We start from the raw sequence: 16890 nt of genomic DNA, 5'->3' as shown, positions 1-16890 counted from the left end.
ATTCTATTTAGAATCCCTTTTTTTATTTCATAAAACCTAAAACGCCAGAGGCGAGTAAGTAACCAATACCGACCAATAGCACAATCCAAATAAATGCACCGACAATGTTATACATCATGAAAGAGACATAATTCATGTGACTAGAACCTGCTGCAAATGGTGCAAAGGAACGCGCAAAAGGAATAAAGCGTGCCATCAGTATGGTTTTTCCACCATGTTTGATGAAGTATTCTTCAGTTTTTATTAGATATTCTTTTTTAATCCAACGTGAGTTAGATTCTGAAATAGGTCTACCAAGCAATTTCCCTGTAGAGTAGTTCACCATATAACCGAGTATTGCAGCAAAAAAGAGCAATATAATCATGTAATCTACATGTAAGAAATCTGTTGTTGCACAAATTGCTCCAATAGCCAGTAGTAAACTGTCACCGGGTAAAAAGAACATAAATATGAATGCAGTTTCAGCAAAAATCACAAAAAATAAAATCGCGTAAATCCAAATGCCATACTCTTGTACAAGTACAGGCAAATAGTTTTCAAAGCTTAGTAGTAAATCAAAAAAACTCATTGGGGCGATATTCCCACTTTGTATTTGGATAATTTGTCACAAAAAGATATAGCACAAAAGATATACAATCAACGTATATTAGTGTTAATTCTAGCACATTTTATGAAGAATAGAGCCATAACTGTAATTAGATATATTTTCATAGAATAATTTAGAGTAGATTAAATTTAATATTGCCTCTATTTTATACAGATTAATCCCTAATATTAAAGGAATATGTTACATGCTTCAGTCACTTAAATGTACTGTCTTGGCCGTGATCATTATGACCAGTTCAGTCGCATATGCAGGCAGCTTAGAAGCAGACATGCAAGGTTTAGCAAAAAACTATACGGTTTTTATGAAATCGAGTAGTACAAGTCAAGCCAAGCAAGCGCTGAGCGAAATGAAACTAAATGCTTTAGATTCGAAACAAAATATACCTGATACTTTAATGAGCGAACCTGATAATAGTCCAGAAATTAAAGCCTATGACAAAATGCTAGATCAATTGGTTGCAGAGATCGATCGCTTAAATGGATTGGTTGATACTAATTTAAAGCAGGCGCAACAGGTAAATACTTTAATGAAAATCAGAGATGCAGGGCATAAGGTATTTAAGTAGCATCATAAAATATCTATTTTATGATGCTATGTTTCACGTGGAACGTGTCATGACTTTTATAGAAATGACTGTTCTACGGTTTCTAGTTGCATCATGAGTTCAAGTAGTTGCTCTTCATGATGAGCAAGTTCATCCGTTAGCTGTTTTTCTTGATCCATAACTTTAAGCAGTTCTTCTTTACGTTCAGTGCTATACAATGCCGTATCTGCAAGCGCAATTTTAATTGACTCAAGTTGTGTTTGAATCTTTTCAATTTTAGCTTCGGTTTTTTCTATATCTTTACGAATAGGCCGAGTTTGTTCACGTTGTTTTGCACTTTCTTTACGTGGTGTTTCTTTCGGTGTTGTTACAACAGGTTCGGGTTTTTTTAATGCAGCAGAGTTGGCATTAATTTGCTGTTGTCTTGCTTCTCGCAACCACTGCGCATAGTCACTTAAGTCGCCTGTAAACTCAGTACAGCTTCCGCCGTGAACCAAAAGTAAATCATCACAAACGCTAGCGATGAGTTGGCGCTCATGTGATACCAAAATCACTGCACCCTCAAAATCATTGAGCGCCATCGTGAGTGCATGACGCATATCTAAGTCCAAATGGTTGGTCGGTTCATCGAGTACCAATACATTTGGTTTTTGCCATACAATTAATGCAAGTGCGAGACGTGCACGTTCACCGCCTGAAAACTTTTCACAGATGGTATCCATACGTTCGCCAGTAAAGCCAAAGCTCCCTAAAAAAGAACGTAGAGCAGCTTCACTGACTTTATTTCCTGCAAGGCGTGCAAGTTGTAGCATCGGACTGGCTTGTGCATCGAGTGCATCCATTTGATGCTGAGCAAAATAGCCAAGATTGAGCAGTTCGGAATCTTTACGCTCACCTTTAATGAGACTGAGTTCACCAACCAATGACTTAATTAATGTCGATTTACCTGCACCATTCATACCCAATAAACCAATACGTGACGTTGGCGTAATTTGTAGATTGACGTTACTGGCAATCTCTTTACTTCCATAGCCTATGCTCGCATGATCTAAGCTGAGTAATGGAGAACTCATTTTAGTTGGCGTTCTAAAGCTAAAGGTAAAGGGGTTGTCTACATGCGCGGGTGCAAGCAGTTGCATACGCTCAAGCTGTTTAATACGGCTTTGAGCCTGTCTTGCTTTGGTGGCTTGTGCTTTGAAGCGGTCAATATACTTTTGCATATGTGCACGCGCTTCTTGCTGTTTTTCAAAAGCTTGTTGTTGTTGCGCTAAGCGTTCACTACGTATGGTTTCAAAGGTTGAATAATTACCGGTATACATGGTGAGTTGTTGATTTTCAATATGTAAAATATGATCTGTAATCGCATCTAAGAAGTCACGGTCATGTGAAATGAGTACCAATGTACCTTCATAGTTTTTCAACCAATCCTCTAACCACAATACTGCATCTAAATCTAAATGGTTGGTTGGCTCATCAAGTAATAATAAATCTGAACGGCTCATGAGGGTACGTGCGAGGTTTAAACGCATACGCCAGCCCCCGGAAAAGCTTTCAACATTAAGTTGCATTTGATGTTCAAAGAAACCCAAGCCTGCCATGAGCTGCGCTGCTTTGGCCGGTGCAGTATAGCCGTTTATTTCATCAAAGCGACCATAATATTCTGCAATTTCATCGTTAGATAAATTGTCAACATCATTAAGTTTCTGTTGTATTTGCCAAAATTCTTCATCTCCTGAAAGTACGAAGTCGATCGCAGGCATATCGAGGGCTTCAATTTCTTGAGCCATATGTGCGACAGTCCAGCCTTGTGGTCGACTTAAATTCCCTTCATCTGGGGACACTTTGCCAAGTAGTGCGCCAAATAATGAAGATTTACCTGCACCATTCACCCCGGTTAAGCCCATTTTCCAGCCTGGATGTAACTGTACCATGGGGTCGGTTTTAAAAAGAACACGACCACCAAGTCGTATACTAAGGCTTTCAAGCTGGATCATAAGTTTTTCACTGTATAGAATTACGCTCTATTCTAAATGGTAAAACATTTGAAAACAAAAAATAAAAGCCAATACATGATTGTAAACCTCTTTATCTACGAATTATGCTATATTAGACCTCTATTTGGGTGTGCCCAATCGATTGATTTAAGGAACAAAGATCATGACTGCACAAGCTTTATTGCTCACAGACAACGCTGCAAAAAAAGTACGCCAACTGCGTGATAGTGAAGGTACTCAAGCACTAATGTTGCGGGTGTATGTCACCGGTGGTGGTTGTTCTGGCTTTTCTTATGGTTTTAACTTTGCAGAAAGTGCCAATGATGATGATGCATCTTTTGAAAATGGCGATGTGAAAATGTTGGTTGACTCTTTAAGTTACCAGTACCTTATAGGTTCAGTCGTAGATTATATTGAAGGGCTTGAAGGCTCACGCTTTGTGGTTAAAAACCCAAATGCAACGACGACCTGTGGCTGCGGTTCTTCTTTTTCTATTTAATAAAGGTGACCTTTTGGCCACCTTTATAGGCTAGTTAAACAGCAGTAATACAACCTAAAATACGTGTGCCTACTGCTCCTGTTACTGCTGGTATATTCCCGCTACGTTGTTCTACAAATTGCATAGCTAACCATGCAAATGCAGTACCTTCCACCCATGTCGGCGATAAACCCAATACATCGGTGGTTTGTACACTCCATTCGTGCTTACGTAAGCGCCAGCGTAGTTGCTCTAAAATATAAGAATTATATGCACCTCCACCACAGACATACATTTCACCATCTTTCATACCCGAGCGATATACTGCTTTTTGGATAGCACGAACTGTGAGTTTTGCAAGCGTTGCTTGAATATTTTCCGCCGTGTCATCAAGTACTTCATATTCTGGGTCATTACGCCAGTCAATCAGTTGGTCATCTAGCCAATCTAAATTAAAGTCTTCTCTACCTGTGCTTTTAGGGGGCTCTTTGGCAAAAAAGTCATGTGCGTATAAGCGATCTAACAATGGGCGAATGGCTGTACCATGTGCTGCCCAATCACCATTTTCATCAAAAGGTTGACCTGTATATCTACGACACCACCCGTCCATTAAAATGTTGGCAGGGCCTGTATCAAAGCCTAAAATTTTATGTTTTTTATTGGCAGGAAGTAGGCTCACATTAGCAATGCCACCTAAGTTTAAAATCACCCGATCAATCTGAGGATGCTGAAAAATGGCTTGATGAAATGCCGGTACAAGAGGAGCACCCTGACCACCTGCTGCCATATCTCTACGACGAAAATCAGATACAACAGCAATTTGGGTGATTTCTGTAATGATGTTGGGGTCACCGAGCTGTAGAGTAAAGCCATCTTCAGGGCGGTGGCGAATGGTTTGCCCGTGACAGCCAATGGCTCGTATTTGCTGACGATCTAATCCATTATCAGCAATAAGCTGATTAATACCATGTGCAATTTTTTTAGCCAATGCAACATCAGCTTTGCCCATACGGTCAATTTCGTTGTCATCTGGTCGAGTGAGTGCCATGAGCTCATCTTTTAAATCTGGCTCAAAAGCAATGCTAAGTGTGGCATGTAGTTTGAGTGGTTCAAAAGAAGCCGCTACAAAATCTATGCCGTCCATGCTTGTTCCGGTCATCACGCCAATGTAGATTGATGTCATGCTTAACAAATCCTGCAATGTGCTAAAAAAATGTTAGTATATCGCACAAATTAGATTACGAATGTGTTTGGGTGGCATGATGTCAAATTTCTTACCTGCTGAAGAACAGTTGTCTCTGATTCAAAGAGGCACACATGAGATTATTTCAGAAGAAGATTTACTGAAAAAGTTAAGAGAAAATCGTCCTTTACGTGTAAAAGCGGGCTTCGATCCGACTGCACCAGATTTGCACTTAGGGCATACAGTGTTAATTAACAAATTAAAAACATTTCAAGATTTAGGTCATGAGGTTTTGTTTTTAATAGGTGATTATACAGCCATGATTGGTGACCCTTCAGGTAAAAGTGCAACGCGTCCACCGCTATCTCGTGAACAAGTTATACAAAATGCAAAAACGTACCAAGAACAAGTCTTTAAAATTTTAGATCCGAAAAAAACCAAAGTGGTGTTTAACTCACAGTGGTTTGCTGAAAAGTCGGCAGCAGATTTAATTCAGTTGGCAAGCCAACAAACCGTATCTCGTATGCTAGAACGTGATGATTTTACCAAGCGCTATCAAAGCCAACAACCGATTGCGATTCACGAATTTTTATATCCACTGGTGCAAGGTTATGACTCTGTCGCACTTGAAGCCGATGTGGAGCTTGGTGGTACAGACCAGACCTTTAATTTATTGATGGGACGCACTTTACAAAGCCGTTATGGTCAAGTGTCTCAAGTGTGTATTACTGTGCCTATTTTAGAAGGTTTAGACGGCGTGAATAAAATGTCTAAGTCTTTAAATAATTATATTGGTGTATTTGATACGCCAGGTGCGATTTATCAAAAGATTTTATCTATACCAGATAGCTTAATTGAGCGTTATTTTGATTTGCTCAGTTTTAAAGGTTTAGATGAAATCGAGCTTTTATTACAAGAGATTAAAGCGGGACGTAATCCACAAGAAATTAAACGTATTTTGGCTTTAGAGTTGGTTGAACGTTTTCATGATGCAGATGCTGCAGCCAATGCACATAAAGGTGCAGGTAATCGTATTGTTGATGGTGAAATTCCTGAAGATACGCCAGAAGTTGAAGTCTCACGAGGTGAAGCCGGCGAACTATTCATTGCATCGATTGTACGTTTGGCAGGGCTGACAAAAAATGCAGCGCAAGCCAAAGATGCTGTGGCACGTGGTGCAGTTAAAGTAGAAGGCCAAGTGGTCGATGCTAGTTTCTCTGTCAGCAGTAACCAAACTGTGGTGATTCAAGCGGGTAAAAAGGCAATTGCAAAAGTAACATTTACCGACTAATAGATGATTAAAATAATGATAAAAAAGGAAGCCTAAGATAGGCTTCCTTTTTTATTGTCATGTAGACGACATTAAAATTAAGCACAATATGGCACATCTAATTGCTTATATTTGCACAAAAAATGAAAAATATCGCTTTTTTTTTCGTCAGTTTATTACCACTAGGGCTTGGCTTGACTGCGTGCCAAGTACAACCCATTAAAAATAAAAATACTGCACCATTTACCCTCACTGTAGCGCATATTAATGACCACCATTCTCATTTAGATGAAGAGCAAACCACACTTAAATTTGATTTAGGTGAAGGGCCTGAAAATATTCTCATCAATCGTGGAGGTATTGCTCGGGTTGCGAGCATGATGAAACAGATTGAACAAAAAGATCCCAATGTTATAAAAATACATGCAGGCGATGCCATTACAGGTGACCTGTATTTTAATTTAAATCAAGGGTTAGCAGATGCAGCTGTGATGAATCAAATCTGTTTTGATAGTTTTACATTGGGTAATCACGAATTTGATGCCAAAGATGTAGGCCTGAAATTTTTTTTAGATGGATTACAACAAAGCCACTGTAAAACCCCAATGCAAATTCTGTCTGCCAATGTCACTTTTGGACCATCATCTGCATTATATCAGACCAATCTTGTTAAAAAATCTGTAGTGATTGAACGTCAAGGGCAAAAAATTGGCTTAGTTGGAATAACTATCGCTGGTAAAACTAAAAATGCATCACAGCCCAATGCAGACACAATATTTGCAGAGGAAATTGCCACAGCACAAGCACAGATTAATCAGCTAAAAGCACAGGGTATCAATAAAATTATCTTACAAACCCATGTTGGTTATGAGCGAGATTTAAAAATAGCAGCACAATTAAACGATGTTGATGTCATTATTGGAGGTGATTCACATACTTTACTTGGCCCCGAACAACTTAAAACAGTAGGGCTTGATCCTGTTGCTGACTATCCAGCGGTCGTCAAAAATAAACAAGGTGAGAAAGTCTGTATAGCGCAAGCTTGGCAATATAACTACGCTGTGGGCGAGTTACAGGTTAGCTTTGACCCTCAAGGTAAAGTATTAAACTGTGGTGGTAAAGCTCATATTTTATTGGGTACAGACATGCAACGTGTGCAATCCAATATCTCACTCACACTACAACAAAAACAGCAGATTCAACAACAGGTTGCTACAATGAAATTGCCACTGAGCTTTATTGCACCAGATGTGCAGATGCAACAGGTGCTTCAACCGCACCAAGTTAAAAAGAAAACCTATGTAGAAACTGTGGTTGGTACAGCAAGTGAAGCATTTTGTTCCCAGACTCGTCCAACAAAACAGCCTAAAGAAAACTGTTTGACTTATGGTGGTGATATTCAACAATTGGTTGCCTATGCTATGTTGCAACAAGCTAAAAAATATTTTTTGGCTGATCTTTCTATACAAAATGGGGGCGGCGTACGTATAGATATTCCACAAGGACCAATCAATGTTGCTACGGTGTATCAATTATTACCCTTTAAAAATATCTTGGTACAACTGAGCATGACAGGCCATGAAGTGAAGGATACATTAGAAGATGCGCTTGAGGGTGCAAATACAGATATTGGTGCTTATCCATATACAGCAGGGTTACGTTGGGAAGTCGATATGACTAAGCCTAAAGGGCAACGTGTACAAAATTTACAACTTAAAAATGCTTCGGGACAGTACCAAAGCTTTGATTTAAACCGAACCTACCAAGTGGCAACCATCGATTTTTTAGCACGAGGTTCTAACTATTACACAACGCTGAGCAAGATACACAATGAGCGCCGTAAAGACATTGGGTTAGATTATGCAGATATATTTTTAAACTATTTGAACGATCTCAAACAATCGCAGCCAAACCAAGGAGTGATGAGACTGCCCCGAACCGAGTATAGTACCCAAAGATATATCACTCAATCGTACTGATATTATATTTCTAGCATAATCCCATATATTGTGGATAACTGTGGATTATATTGTGAATAACATACCACATGTTGTGGATAAGTCTGAGTCGTACTGTGTATAACTACGTAGTTATACACAGTTGAATGAATAGATCACTGTTAATGATCACGTTCGAGTCATAGGCATAAATTAGCTATTTATTTAGTGCCCCATGTTTAATGTTGAAGCACACTTCGGTAGCCATCTTGATCTATAAAAGTACATCCTTTTAAATCCTAATAGGGATTAAACGATGAAACTTGTGTAAATCCAGAGATTCTGACTTGCTCACAGCTATCTATCCAATCAGATTTAGAGGGAATATAAAAAACCAATAGGTCATCAACAGTATGTTGTGGGGAAATAGGGTGACTTGAACATTGGGTCAACTCTAAATGCCAATTTAAACCCTCTTTTCCAAGCATGATGCCATTAAATCCATGATGATCTTTGAATTGGGCAATGATCTAGAGGCCAAAAGCTAAACAATACATTTTACAGCTTTTATTCAGATCACTGACTGGCCGAGCTATTCTTAAATGACTAAAATTCAATAGATTGCTCCAAAAGAATTAATTTCATGTATAAAGCAGATATAAATACATTGTAAAAGGCATAGCTTAAAGTCTTTATCGAATCAATCAGTATTTATAAGACTGGCTATTAAGTATATCGTAATTATTTTCCCTGTAATCAATGTAAATGATTATTCAAATATAACAAGTAAACAGATAATAAGAAGTTTTGGGCAAGGCTTAAAAACAGGCTATAATAACTCGCATACTATTTCTTTACTTGCGCTTTGGAATAACACATGAACACTGTTGCAGCAGAAGCTACACCTTTAGTTGGAATTATTATGGGTTCTCAGTCAGATTGGGCAACCCTAGAACACACTGCTAACATGCTAAAACAACTGGGTGTACCCTTTGAAGCAGAGGTAGTTTCTGCACACAGAACACCAGATCGTTTGTTTGAATATGCTGAAACTGCACGATCTCGTGGTATTCAAGTCATTATTGCAGGTGCAGGTGGGGCAGCTCATTTACCAGGCATGTGTGCCGCAAAAACTGATTTACCTGTACTGGGTGTGCCTGTGAAATCGTCTATTTTGAACGGTGTAGACTCTCTACTTTCAATTGTACAAATGCCTGCAGGTATTGCCGTAGGTACGTTGGCCATCGGTCCTGCGGGAGCAACCAACGCTGCCATTATGGCTGCACAGATTTTGGGTTTACATGATGCTAATATTGCTAAAAATGTAGCTGATTTTCGTGCTGCACAAACAGAAAAAGTGGCAAGTAAAAATATTCCAGGACAAGTATAAGAGGCATTCGCTATGGACAAAACCATTGGTATCTTTGGTGGTGGCCAATTAGGTCGTATGATGGCACAAGCTGCTTTGCCACTAAATATTCAGTGTATTTTTTTTGAAACTAACACGGCGTGCCCATCAGCTGCACTTGGTCCAGTCTTTTCACCAGATAAACAAGAACTTAATGCTTTTATTGAAAATGCAGACGTGTTTAGTTTAGAGTTTGAAAATACACCTTTGGAACAAGTCGATGAACTGATACAAAGCAAAAATATACATCCATCGCGTCAAGCTTTAGCCATCGCACAAAATCGCTTACTTGAAAAAAACTTGTTTAAACAGTTAGAAATCCCTGTTGCTCCATTTATTGCTGTGAATTCACGTGACGATCTTCATCAAGCAGTAGAAAGCTTAGGTTTACCGATTGTACTGAAAACAGCAACTGGTGGTTATGATGGTAAAGGACAGTTTGTTTTACGTACAGTAGAAGATATTGCGAAGGCTTGGGCTGATCTTGGCCATGCCAAACCCCTGATCGCAGAAAGCTTTGTACATTTTTCAAGAGAAGTGTCTATTATTGCTGTGCGTGGCCAAAATGGTGATGTAAAAACGTGGCCTTTGGCAGAGAATCACCATCATCAAGGAATTTTGTCCCACTCTATTGTACCTGCACCGAATAGTAAGACATTACAACCTACTGCTGAACAATACATTTCAACGTTACTACAACATTTAAATTATGTTGGTGTGCTAACTTTAGAATTGTTTGTGACTGACGATGGTTTGTATGCCAATGAAATGGCACCAAGAGTCCATAATTCAGGCCACTGGTCTATTGAAGGTGCAGTTTGTTCGCAGTTTGAAAATCATATTCGTGCAGTTGCTGGTTTACCTTTGGGTTCTACTGAAGTCATAAGACCGACCGTTATGGTCAATATTATTGGTAAACATCCAAACACGGCAGATGTTCTTTCGCTTAAGGGTGCTCACTTACATTTATATAATAAGTCGGAGCGAGAAGGCCGAAAATTAGGCCATATTACACTGATGCCAATAGATGATCGTGAACTACCTGCTTTGTGTCATGCATTAGCAAAAATTTTACCAGAGCCCTTATCTTTGACCACAGATATGTCTTGGTAATTTGGTTTAAATTTAGAAAAAGCGATGATTTTATTCATCGCTTTTTTTGTGCAAAAGTCTGTGTGAAAAACTGTGGATAAAAAAATAAAAGCTGTGGATTAGTCTTTTTTTATTTAAATTTATAATTACTATTATCTACATGACAAGTAAAAAAATAATGCTAGTCTATATTTTTGAATTTAAAACGAGGTTCTGTACAATGAAAAAGAAACTCACTCTATTAAGTCTTAGTATCTTTATAATTTCTAGTGCAGTTGCCCATGCCACAGATACGATGAATAACAATAATGTGACTTCTGTATTGCCTGATGCGACATTTAATGCGTGTTTGGCTGATCTTAAACCAGCAGCAATACGTTCAGGAATTTATACTGAAACATATGATCAATACACTAAAAATTTAACACCAGATTACAGTGTGTTAGACAAACTCAATTATCAACCTGAGTTTTCAACACCCATTTGGGACTATTTATCTGGCCTTGTAGATGCAGAACGTATTGAGGCAGGACAGCAAAAATTAAACCAATATCAAAATGTATTACGCCGTGTTTCAGAAGTATATGGTGTACCTGCTGAAACAGTGGTTGCTGTTTGGGGAGTGGAAAGTAATTTTGGAGATATTTCAGGAAAGTACCCATTATTACAATCACTTGGCACGCTCAGTTGTAATGGCCGTAGACAAAGTTATTTCCGTACAGAGTTTTTTGCTGCTTTACGTATTTTACAGCGAGGCGATGTGACAGAGTCTCAGTTAAAAGGTTCTTGGGCAGGTGCATTTGGTCATACTCAATTTATGCCTTCAACCTATGAAAGACTGGCTGTTGATTTTGATGGTGATGGACGTAGAGATTTAGTATCGAATACAGATGATGCTTTAGCATCTACTGCAAACTTCTTAAAATCTGCAGGTTGGCAAACGGGTATGCCTTGGGGCTTTGAAGTTTCAGTCCCAAGCAATGTTAATCTGACAGGACAAAGTCGCCGTAATAAGAAACCTTTATCTGATTGGATTGCACAAGGGTTACAACGTATAGATGGTAGCTCACTATTGCAAGGCCAGCTTACAATGACAACGCCCGCAGGGCTATTTATGCCTGCAGGTGAAAAAGGGCCAAAGTTTCTTGTCTTTAAAAACTTTGATGCAATTTATGGCTACAATGCTGCAGAAAGCTATGCACTCGCAATTGCTTATCTTTCAGATCGTTTAAGTGGCAAAGCATCTATTCAAACGCCGTGGCCAACAGATGATGCAGGGACATCACGTGCAGAGCGTAGAGAAATTCAAAATGATTTATTGGCTAAAGGCTATGATATTGGTCAGGCAGACGGGTTAATTGGTGATAAAACGAAACAAGCTATTCAACAAGAGCAAATAAAAATGGGTCTGAGTCCCACAGGTAGAGCAGGGCAAGTATTTCTAAGCGCAATTCGAAAACAGCAAGCCCATCAAATGATGAATACAAACTAAGTGCCGTATGATAGCGCTGATTTTTTAGTGTTCTATTTTCACTGCATGTAATAAATCAAAAATTACTGCAGTCACATTTTTGCTTAAATCATGATCATTAAAAATCTCTTTTGCAGAAATCGTGACTTCAGTATCACTGGGAAGTTCTTTTTGTTCTTCCTCAACTAAAAACTCAATTGGCATACTGGTATGTTGCACTTCAAAGTGTAAGATATCTGCATATAAAATATTTTCATCTTCTAGTTCAATCATTTGCTGATTCATATAGGGTAGAAACATTGAGTGAATGTATGGCGTAATATCTTCAATATTAAAAATTTCAAGATCACGACTTTCTTCAAGGCTACTAATGTGGTCATTTAACTCAAGAATAATATGATAAAAGCTCACGATAGGGCTCCTTTAAAATAGCTCAGCATCTACTATCAATAACAAACTTTCATCTTTTTGTAAAAGTTAAAATCACATAAATATACAAGATTATTGAGACTGCACTTGTTGAACTCGTGGAATCACAAAATCTCTGGTGAGTGGAGCGAGAGGCACTGAAATACTTTGGGTTAAATCTAGCCATAACATTTCAGCAATCTCGGCACTTGGCTTAGGTGTTCCTAAAATATTCACTTCAAACAGGTGTGCCTGTAGTGAAAAGCCTGCTTCATTGGCTGCTTGGGTCTGTATTATGCCTAGATCACTAATAATTTCCGATGTAACTTGAATTTCTTCGGCAATTTCTCGTTTTAGTGCAGCTTGGGCTGATTCATTAGGCTCAATTTTGCCACCTACCTGCATAAAAAATGCTGTATTTTTCTTCCGTACAAGCAAAATACGTTGTTTCGCATCAACAATAATTGCAGCAGCAACATAAATAATTTTACGTTCTAGATCAATTGTCATCATAATCTCACATTAAATATTTCTTAAAAATTTAAAAATAAATATTATAGAAATCAATTATTTGTTTTATGTTTGGTTAATTGTTGTACTGTTGTAAGCTATGGATTACATACTATAAACAAATAATTGCATATGATGATCTCGCCCAACAAGAATAAATAAAAAATAATAATACACAATCAGAGGGTGGGCAACAAACCTCTTTATTTTAACAATAAAGAGGTTTGTTTATTTATACAGCCCATTTTTTAAATGTGGTATAAAATAACGCACTACAGCATCAGTGATATATGCAACAAGACAACCCACAACACAAAATAAAATTCGCCATAGTGCTCCTTCAAAAGTGTTATGAGTGACATCGTACACAGTAACAATTAACAGCCCAGATAATGCAATGCCACAATATTCAGCATGCTTTAATAAAATACATGTTGTTGTGGTCAACACAATACCTAATATAAGTAACCAATATTCAATATTGATATAACTGTGTTGTTTTGAAAAATGAGAAATTAATAACCAAATACATACCCCAATACTTGAACCAATTAAATTACCTATAACCTGACTAAAATTCACTTTACGGTTAATATCTGCCTGAATACTCAAAAAAGCAGTCAAAGATCCCCATAAAAACAAATGTGATACTTGATCTTGATTAAAACAAATTGAAAGAACAGTAATCAAAATTGCACATAATAAAATTTTAATCACATAAACAATTTTAGCAAAGCTCTGCAAAGATAAAGGAGGCATACTTAGCTCACGTATATATTTATATATTATTATGAGTTTAACTTTAAAATTTTAGTACATAAAAAAACACCCCATGAAACCAAATCAACTGGTTCATGAGGTGTCTTTAAAGACTTAGAGTAATCAGAAATTACTTCTTATCGTCTTTCACTTCTTTAAACTCTGCATCTACAACGCCATCATCAGCTTTCTTCTGCTGACCAGCATCTTGGTTAAATGCATTAGGATCAAAACCTTGTGCACCACCTTGACCTTGTGATTGCTCATAAGCACGCTGTGTGATAGGCATAATGATATTTTGTAGGCTTTCAGTTTTCGCCTTAATATCTTCAACATCATTTTCTTTAGTCACAGCTTCAAGTTCGCTTACCGCTGTAGAGACTGCAGTTTTTTCGTCTTCAGTCACTTGTTCGCCTAAGTCTTTCACTGCTTTATTCGCACTTGCGATTAAAGCATCAGCCTCGTTACGTGACTTAGCAAGTTCTTCAAACTTACGATCTTCTTCAGCATTCGCTTCAGCATCTTGAATCATTGCTTCAATTTCAGCATCAGACAAACCAGAGTTTGCTTTAATTTGAATTGACTGCTCTTTACCTGTGCTCTTGTCTTTAGCAGATACTTTCAAAATACCATCAGCATTAATATCAAAAGACACTTCAATTTGTGGTACACCACGTGGTGCAGGTGGAATATCACCCAACTGGAAGTTGCCTAACAGTTTATTTTGCTGAGCCATTTTACGCTCACCTTGATAAACCGAGATATCTACTGCAGGTTGGTTGTCTGCTGCTGTAGAGAACACTTGAGATTTCTTCGCAGGAATCGTTGTGTTTTTCTCAATAATTGCAGTCAACACACCACCCATGGTTTCAATACCTAAGGTAAGTGGAGTTACGTCTAAAAGCAATACATCAGTTTTGTCACCAGAAAGAACAGCACCTTGAATTGCTGCACCCATTGCAACAGCTTCATCTGGGTTCACATCTTTACGTGGCTCTTTACCAAAGAACTCTTGCACTTTTTGCTGTACCAATGGCATACGTGTTTGACCACCAACCAAGATCACATCAGAAATATCACTGTTTGATAAACCAGCGTCTTTCAACGCAACACGACAAGGCTCTAAGGTACGTTGAACAAGATCGCCAACCAATGCTTCTAACTTCGCACGAGATACATTAATTACTAAATGTTTCGGGCCAGTTGCATCAGCAGTAATATATGGCAAGTTGATTTCAGTACCGTTAGATGAAGAAAGCTCAATTTTTGCTTTCTCAGCGGCTTCTTTTAAACGTTGTAATGCTAAAGGATCGCTTTTTAGGTTAACGTTTTGGTCTTTCTTAAATTCTTCAACCAAATAATCAATCAATGCATTATCAAAATCTTCACCACCTAAGAATGTATCACCATTAGTTGATAACACTTCAATTTGTTGGTCGCCATCAAGATCAGCAATTTCGATAATAGATACGTCAAATGTACCACCACCTAAATCGTAAACAGCAATTTTACGATCGCCTTCTTTTTTGTCCATACCAAAAGCAAGCGCAGCAGCTGTTGGTTCGTTAATAATACGTTTAACATCAAGACCAGCAATACGACCAGCATCTTTCGTTGCTTGACGCTGTGCATCGTTAAAGTAAGCAGGAACAGTAATCACAGCTTCAGTTACTGTTTCGCCTAAATAATCTTCTGCAGTTTTTTTCATCTTTTTCAAGATTTCAGCAGAAACTTGTTGTGGCGCAAGTTTTTTGTCGTTGACATCAACCCAAGCATCACCATTATCTGCTTTTACAATTTTATATGGCACAAGACCAATATCTTTTTGCACAGCAGCATCTTCATAACGACGACCAATCAATCGCTTAATTGCAAATAACGTGTTTTTAGGGTTCGTTACAGCTTGGCGTTTTGCACTTTGACCTACTAAAATTTCAGCATCTTTATATGCAATAATAGATGGCGTTGTACGTGCACCTTCAGCGTTATCAATTACTTTAACTTTGTCGCCTTCAAGAACAGCAACACAAGAGTTCGTTGTACCTAAATCAATACCAATGATTTTAGCCATTTGATAAATTCCTCAATTTTTCTACAATATTTTTCAGTTATTATTCGATATGAGAGTCAATCTAAAATTTTCAAGTATTTTTTTCAAAAAAATTGCAGATTGACTCAAAAAATAGCCTATTGACCGACTGTAACCATCGCAGGGCGTAACAAACGGCCTGCTAGCGTGTAGCCTTTTTGCAATACATTACCAATTTCGCCGGCTTGAGTTTCTGGTGCAATACCTACAGCTTGGTGAAAATCAGCATTAAAACCGTTGTTTGTATCTACAGCCACAATACCTTGTTTCTCCAAAGCACTGAGCAATGACTTTAACGTCAATTGAACACCCTCTAATAAAGGACTTTCTTCATTGCCAGTAGCTAAAATTGCACGTTCCAAATTATCTACAGGTTCAAGCAAACTTTTTGCAAACTTTTCTAAAGCAAATTTCTTTGCAGTATCTGCTTCACGTTCTAATCTTTCTTTTACTTTTTCAGCTTCATACATCGCATTCGCAGCACGCGCTTTTTCAAGTTTCAAAGCATCTTCTAGTTTAGACAGTTGCGCTTGTAATTCATCAACGCTTACTGTAGATGCCTCATTTTGCTCGTTCGCTTGGGTTTGTTCTGCATCTAAGTCAGTCTTTTCTTGAGCTAGATCTTTTTGCTCGTTGGTCATTGATGATCTCCGTTTAAACATTTTCTCAAACACGTTTAGTCCTCACACGCCATTTCAACAGATAAAAGCTGTAAAAATGGTATGAAAGCTATAAAAGTATATAAATAGGCTTCACTACAAGATGTGGACAAACATAAAAAAATCAATAGTAGTAAAAGTAAATAAACGATTTAGGGTGATAAAAAGCAATAAAAAGGATTAGATAGGCGATTAATTAGACATTTATATTGATTAAGTACAAAAACCGAGCATCTGAATGAGATAATTAAAGAAAGGTATTGTGTTAGGAGATTATTGATCTATAATGCGTATCCATCGGCGGTGCTGTTGAGAGAAACTTCTTGATAAACAATGGCTTAGTTGATTGGTTTAGGATTTAGGTCTTGAATTGATTGGTTAGGGATGTTTAGTTGGGTGGTGAAAAAAACTTTCAAAAAGCATTTGACAAACTTTGGAAACGGAGTAGAATGGCCGACCTAGCTTACTGATGACGAATCAG

At 37.9% G+C, this 16890-nt stretch carries 16 protein-coding genes; 7 read left to right on the top strand and 9 right to left on the bottom strand.

All coding sequences use genetic code 11. The annotated features are described in order from the left end of the window. Positions 1-22: 22 nt before the first annotated feature. The gene (locus tag BLS38_RS12005) at positions 23-568 is read right to left on the bottom strand and encodes a VTT domain-containing protein (protein ID WP_092749927.1); all 546 of its coding nucleotides are present in this window, start codon (positions 566-568) and stop codon (positions 23-25) included. Positions 569-791: 223 nt separating this feature from the next. Here BLS38_RS12005 and BLS38_RS12000 point away from each other — a divergent pair, with 223 nt between their 5' ends. Then, positions 792-1172 carry a cytochrome b562 gene (locus BLS38_RS12000; protein ID WP_092749925.1) on the top strand — a complete coding sequence of 127 codons (381 nt, stop codon included), beginning with the start codon at positions 792-794 and terminating at the stop codon, positions 1170-1172. 56 nt (positions 1173-1228) lie between these two features. Here BLS38_RS12000 and BLS38_RS11995 read toward each other — a convergent pair whose 3' ends face one another. Beyond that, entirely contained in the window at positions 1229-3145 is a 1917-nt protein-coding gene (locus BLS38_RS11995) for an ATP-binding cassette domain-containing protein (protein WP_092749923.1), read from the bottom strand. Positions 3146-3308: 163 nt separating this feature from the next. Here BLS38_RS11995 and erpA point away from each other — a divergent pair, with 163 nt between their 5' ends. Beyond that, positions 3309-3644: an iron-sulfur cluster insertion protein ErpA gene (erpA, locus tag BLS38_RS11990; protein WP_092749921.1), complete on the top strand. Its 336-nt coding sequence runs from the start codon at positions 3309-3311 to the stop codon at positions 3642-3644. A 34-nt stretch (positions 3645-3678) separates the two neighbouring features. Here the strand turns inward: erpA and BLS38_RS11985 are convergent, their stop codons facing one another. Further along, on the bottom strand, positions 3679-4806 hold the full coding sequence (locus BLS38_RS11985) for an anhydro-N-acetylmuramic acid kinase (RefSeq protein WP_092749919.1): 1128 nt from the start codon (positions 4804-4806) through the stop codon (positions 3679-3681). A 61-nt stretch (positions 4807-4867) separates the two neighbouring features. On the opposite strand from BLS38_RS11985, the gene tyrS reads away from it, so the two are divergent. Beyond that, positions 4868-6097, top strand: coding sequence for a tyrosine--tRNA ligase (gene tyrS / locus BLS38_RS11980; RefSeq protein WP_092749917.1), 1230 nt, complete (start codon positions 4868-4870; stop codon positions 6095-6097). 122 nt (positions 6098-6219) lie between these two features. After that, entirely contained in the window at positions 6220-8055 is a 1836-nt protein-coding gene (locus BLS38_RS11975; RefSeq protein WP_143230137.1) for a bifunctional metallophosphatase/5'-nucleotidase, read from the top strand. A 257-nt stretch (positions 8056-8312) separates the two neighbouring features. Here BLS38_RS11975 and BLS38_RS13085 read toward each other — a convergent pair whose 3' ends face one another. Next, on the bottom strand, positions 8313-8540 hold the full coding sequence (locus BLS38_RS13085; protein WP_425283487.1) for a hypothetical protein: 228 nt from the start codon (positions 8538-8540) through the stop codon (positions 8313-8315). A gap of 350 nt (positions 8541-8890) precedes the next feature. Here BLS38_RS13085 and purE point away from each other — a divergent pair, with 350 nt between their 5' ends. The 3 genes from purE to BLS38_RS11955 all read left to right on the top strand — a co-directional run bounded on the left by purE (position 8891) and on the right by BLS38_RS11955 (position 12005). Next, on the top strand, positions 8891-9403 hold the full coding sequence (gene purE / locus BLS38_RS11965; RefSeq protein ID WP_092749913.1) for a 5-(carboxyamino)imidazole ribonucleotide mutase: 513 nt from the start codon (positions 8891-8893) through the stop codon (positions 9401-9403). A 12-nt stretch (positions 9404-9415) separates the two neighbouring features. Beyond that, positions 9416-10534 carry a 5-(carboxyamino)imidazole ribonucleotide synthase gene (locus tag BLS38_RS11960; protein ID WP_092749911.1) on the top strand — a complete coding sequence of 373 codons (1119 nt, stop codon included), beginning with the start codon at positions 9416-9418 and terminating at the stop codon, positions 10532-10534. Positions 10535-10733: 199 nt separating this feature from the next. Then, positions 10734-12005 carry a lytic murein transglycosylase gene (locus BLS38_RS11955; protein ID WP_092749909.1) on the top strand — a complete coding sequence of 424 codons (1272 nt, stop codon included), beginning with the start codon at positions 10734-10736 and terminating at the stop codon, positions 12003-12005. Positions 12006-12029: 24 nt separating this feature from the next. On the opposite strand, the gene BLS38_RS11950 is transcribed toward BLS38_RS11955, so the two are convergent. The 5 genes from BLS38_RS11950 to grpE all read right to left on the bottom strand — a co-directional run bounded on the left by BLS38_RS11950 (position 12030) and on the right by grpE (position 16391). Next, on the bottom strand, positions 12030-12395 hold the full coding sequence (locus BLS38_RS11950; protein ID WP_092749907.1) for a hypothetical protein: 366 nt from the start codon (positions 12393-12395) through the stop codon (positions 12030-12032). 90 nt (positions 12396-12485) lie between these two features. Then, positions 12486-12905, bottom strand: coding sequence for an NUDIX hydrolase (locus tag BLS38_RS11945; protein WP_425283486.1), 420 nt, complete (start codon positions 12903-12905; stop codon positions 12486-12488). Between the two features lie 225 nt (positions 12906-13130). Next, positions 13131-13661 carry an aromatic acid exporter family protein gene (locus BLS38_RS11940; RefSeq protein ID WP_092749905.1) on the bottom strand — a complete coding sequence of 177 codons (531 nt, stop codon included), beginning with the start codon at positions 13659-13661 and terminating at the stop codon, positions 13131-13133. A 130-nt stretch (positions 13662-13791) separates the two neighbouring features. Continuing rightward, the gene (gene dnaK, locus BLS38_RS11935) at positions 13792-15732 is read right to left on the bottom strand and encodes a molecular chaperone DnaK (protein ID WP_092749903.1); all 1941 of its coding nucleotides are present in this window, start codon (positions 15730-15732) and stop codon (positions 13792-13794) included. 116 nt (positions 15733-15848) lie between these two features. Next, on the bottom strand, positions 15849-16391 hold the full coding sequence (gene grpE, locus BLS38_RS11930) for a nucleotide exchange factor GrpE (RefSeq protein ID WP_092749901.1): 543 nt from the start codon (positions 16389-16391) through the stop codon (positions 15849-15851). Positions 16392-16890: the final 499 nt, after the last annotated feature.

The sequence above is a fragment of the Acinetobacter boissieri genome, assembly GCF_900096955.1.
GTDB classification, from domain to species: Bacteria; Pseudomonadota; Gammaproteobacteria; order Pseudomonadales; family Moraxellaceae; genus Acinetobacter; species Acinetobacter boissieri.
Note: the sequence above shows the minus strand (reverse complement) of the source record. Positions and strands in the feature narration are given on the sequence as shown.

Excerpts from the sequence above, each read along its gene's own strand:
- BLS38_RS11940 (WP_092749905.1), bottom strand. The coding sequence starts at position 13,661 with ATGCCTCCTTTATCTTTGCAGAGCTTTGCTAAAATTGTTTATGTGATT.
- BLS38_RS11995 (WP_092749923.1), bottom strand. The coding sequence starts at position 3,145 with ATGATCCAGCTTGAAAGCCTTAGTATACGACTTGGTGGTCGTGTTCTT.
- erpA (WP_092749921.1), top strand. The coding sequence starts at position 3,309 with ATGACTGCACAAGCTTTATTGCTCACAGACAACGCTGCAAAAAAAGTA.
- BLS38_RS12005 (WP_092749927.1), bottom strand. The coding sequence starts at position 568 with ATGAGTTTTTTTGATTTACTACTAAGCTTTGAAAACTATTTGCCTGTA.
- BLS38_RS11955 (WP_092749909.1), top strand. The coding sequence starts at position 10,734 with ATGAAAAAGAAACTCACTCTATTAAGTCTTAGTATCTTTATAATTTCT.
- BLS38_RS11945 (WP_425283486.1), bottom strand. The coding sequence starts at position 12,905 with ATGATGACAATTGATCTAGAACGTAAAATTATTTATGTTGCTGCTGCA.
- BLS38_RS12000 (WP_092749925.1), top strand. The coding sequence starts at position 792 with ATGCTTCAGTCACTTAAATGTACTGTCTTGGCCGTGATCATTATGACC.
- dnaK (WP_092749903.1), bottom strand. The coding sequence starts at position 15,732 with ATGGCTAAAATCATTGGTATTGATTTAGGTACAACGAACTCTTGTGTT.
- purE (WP_092749913.1), top strand. The coding sequence starts at position 8,891 with ATGAACACTGTTGCAGCAGAAGCTACACCTTTAGTTGGAATTATTATG.
- BLS38_RS11960 (WP_092749911.1), top strand. The coding sequence starts at position 9,416 with ATGGACAAAACCATTGGTATCTTTGGTGGTGGCCAATTAGGTCGTATG.
- BLS38_RS11985 (WP_092749919.1), bottom strand. The coding sequence starts at position 4,806 with ATGACATCAATCTACATTGGCGTGATGACCGGAACAAGCATGGACGGC.
- grpE (WP_092749901.1), bottom strand. The coding sequence starts at position 16,391 with ATGACCAACGAGCAAAAAGATCTAGCTCAAGAAAAGACTGACTTAGAT.
- tyrS (WP_092749917.1), top strand. The coding sequence starts at position 4,868 with ATGTGTTTGGGTGGCATGATGTCAAATTTCTTACCTGCTGAAGAACAG.
- BLS38_RS11975 (WP_143230137.1), top strand. The coding sequence starts at position 6,220 with ATGAAAAATATCGCTTTTTTTTTCGTCAGTTTATTACCACTAGGGCTT.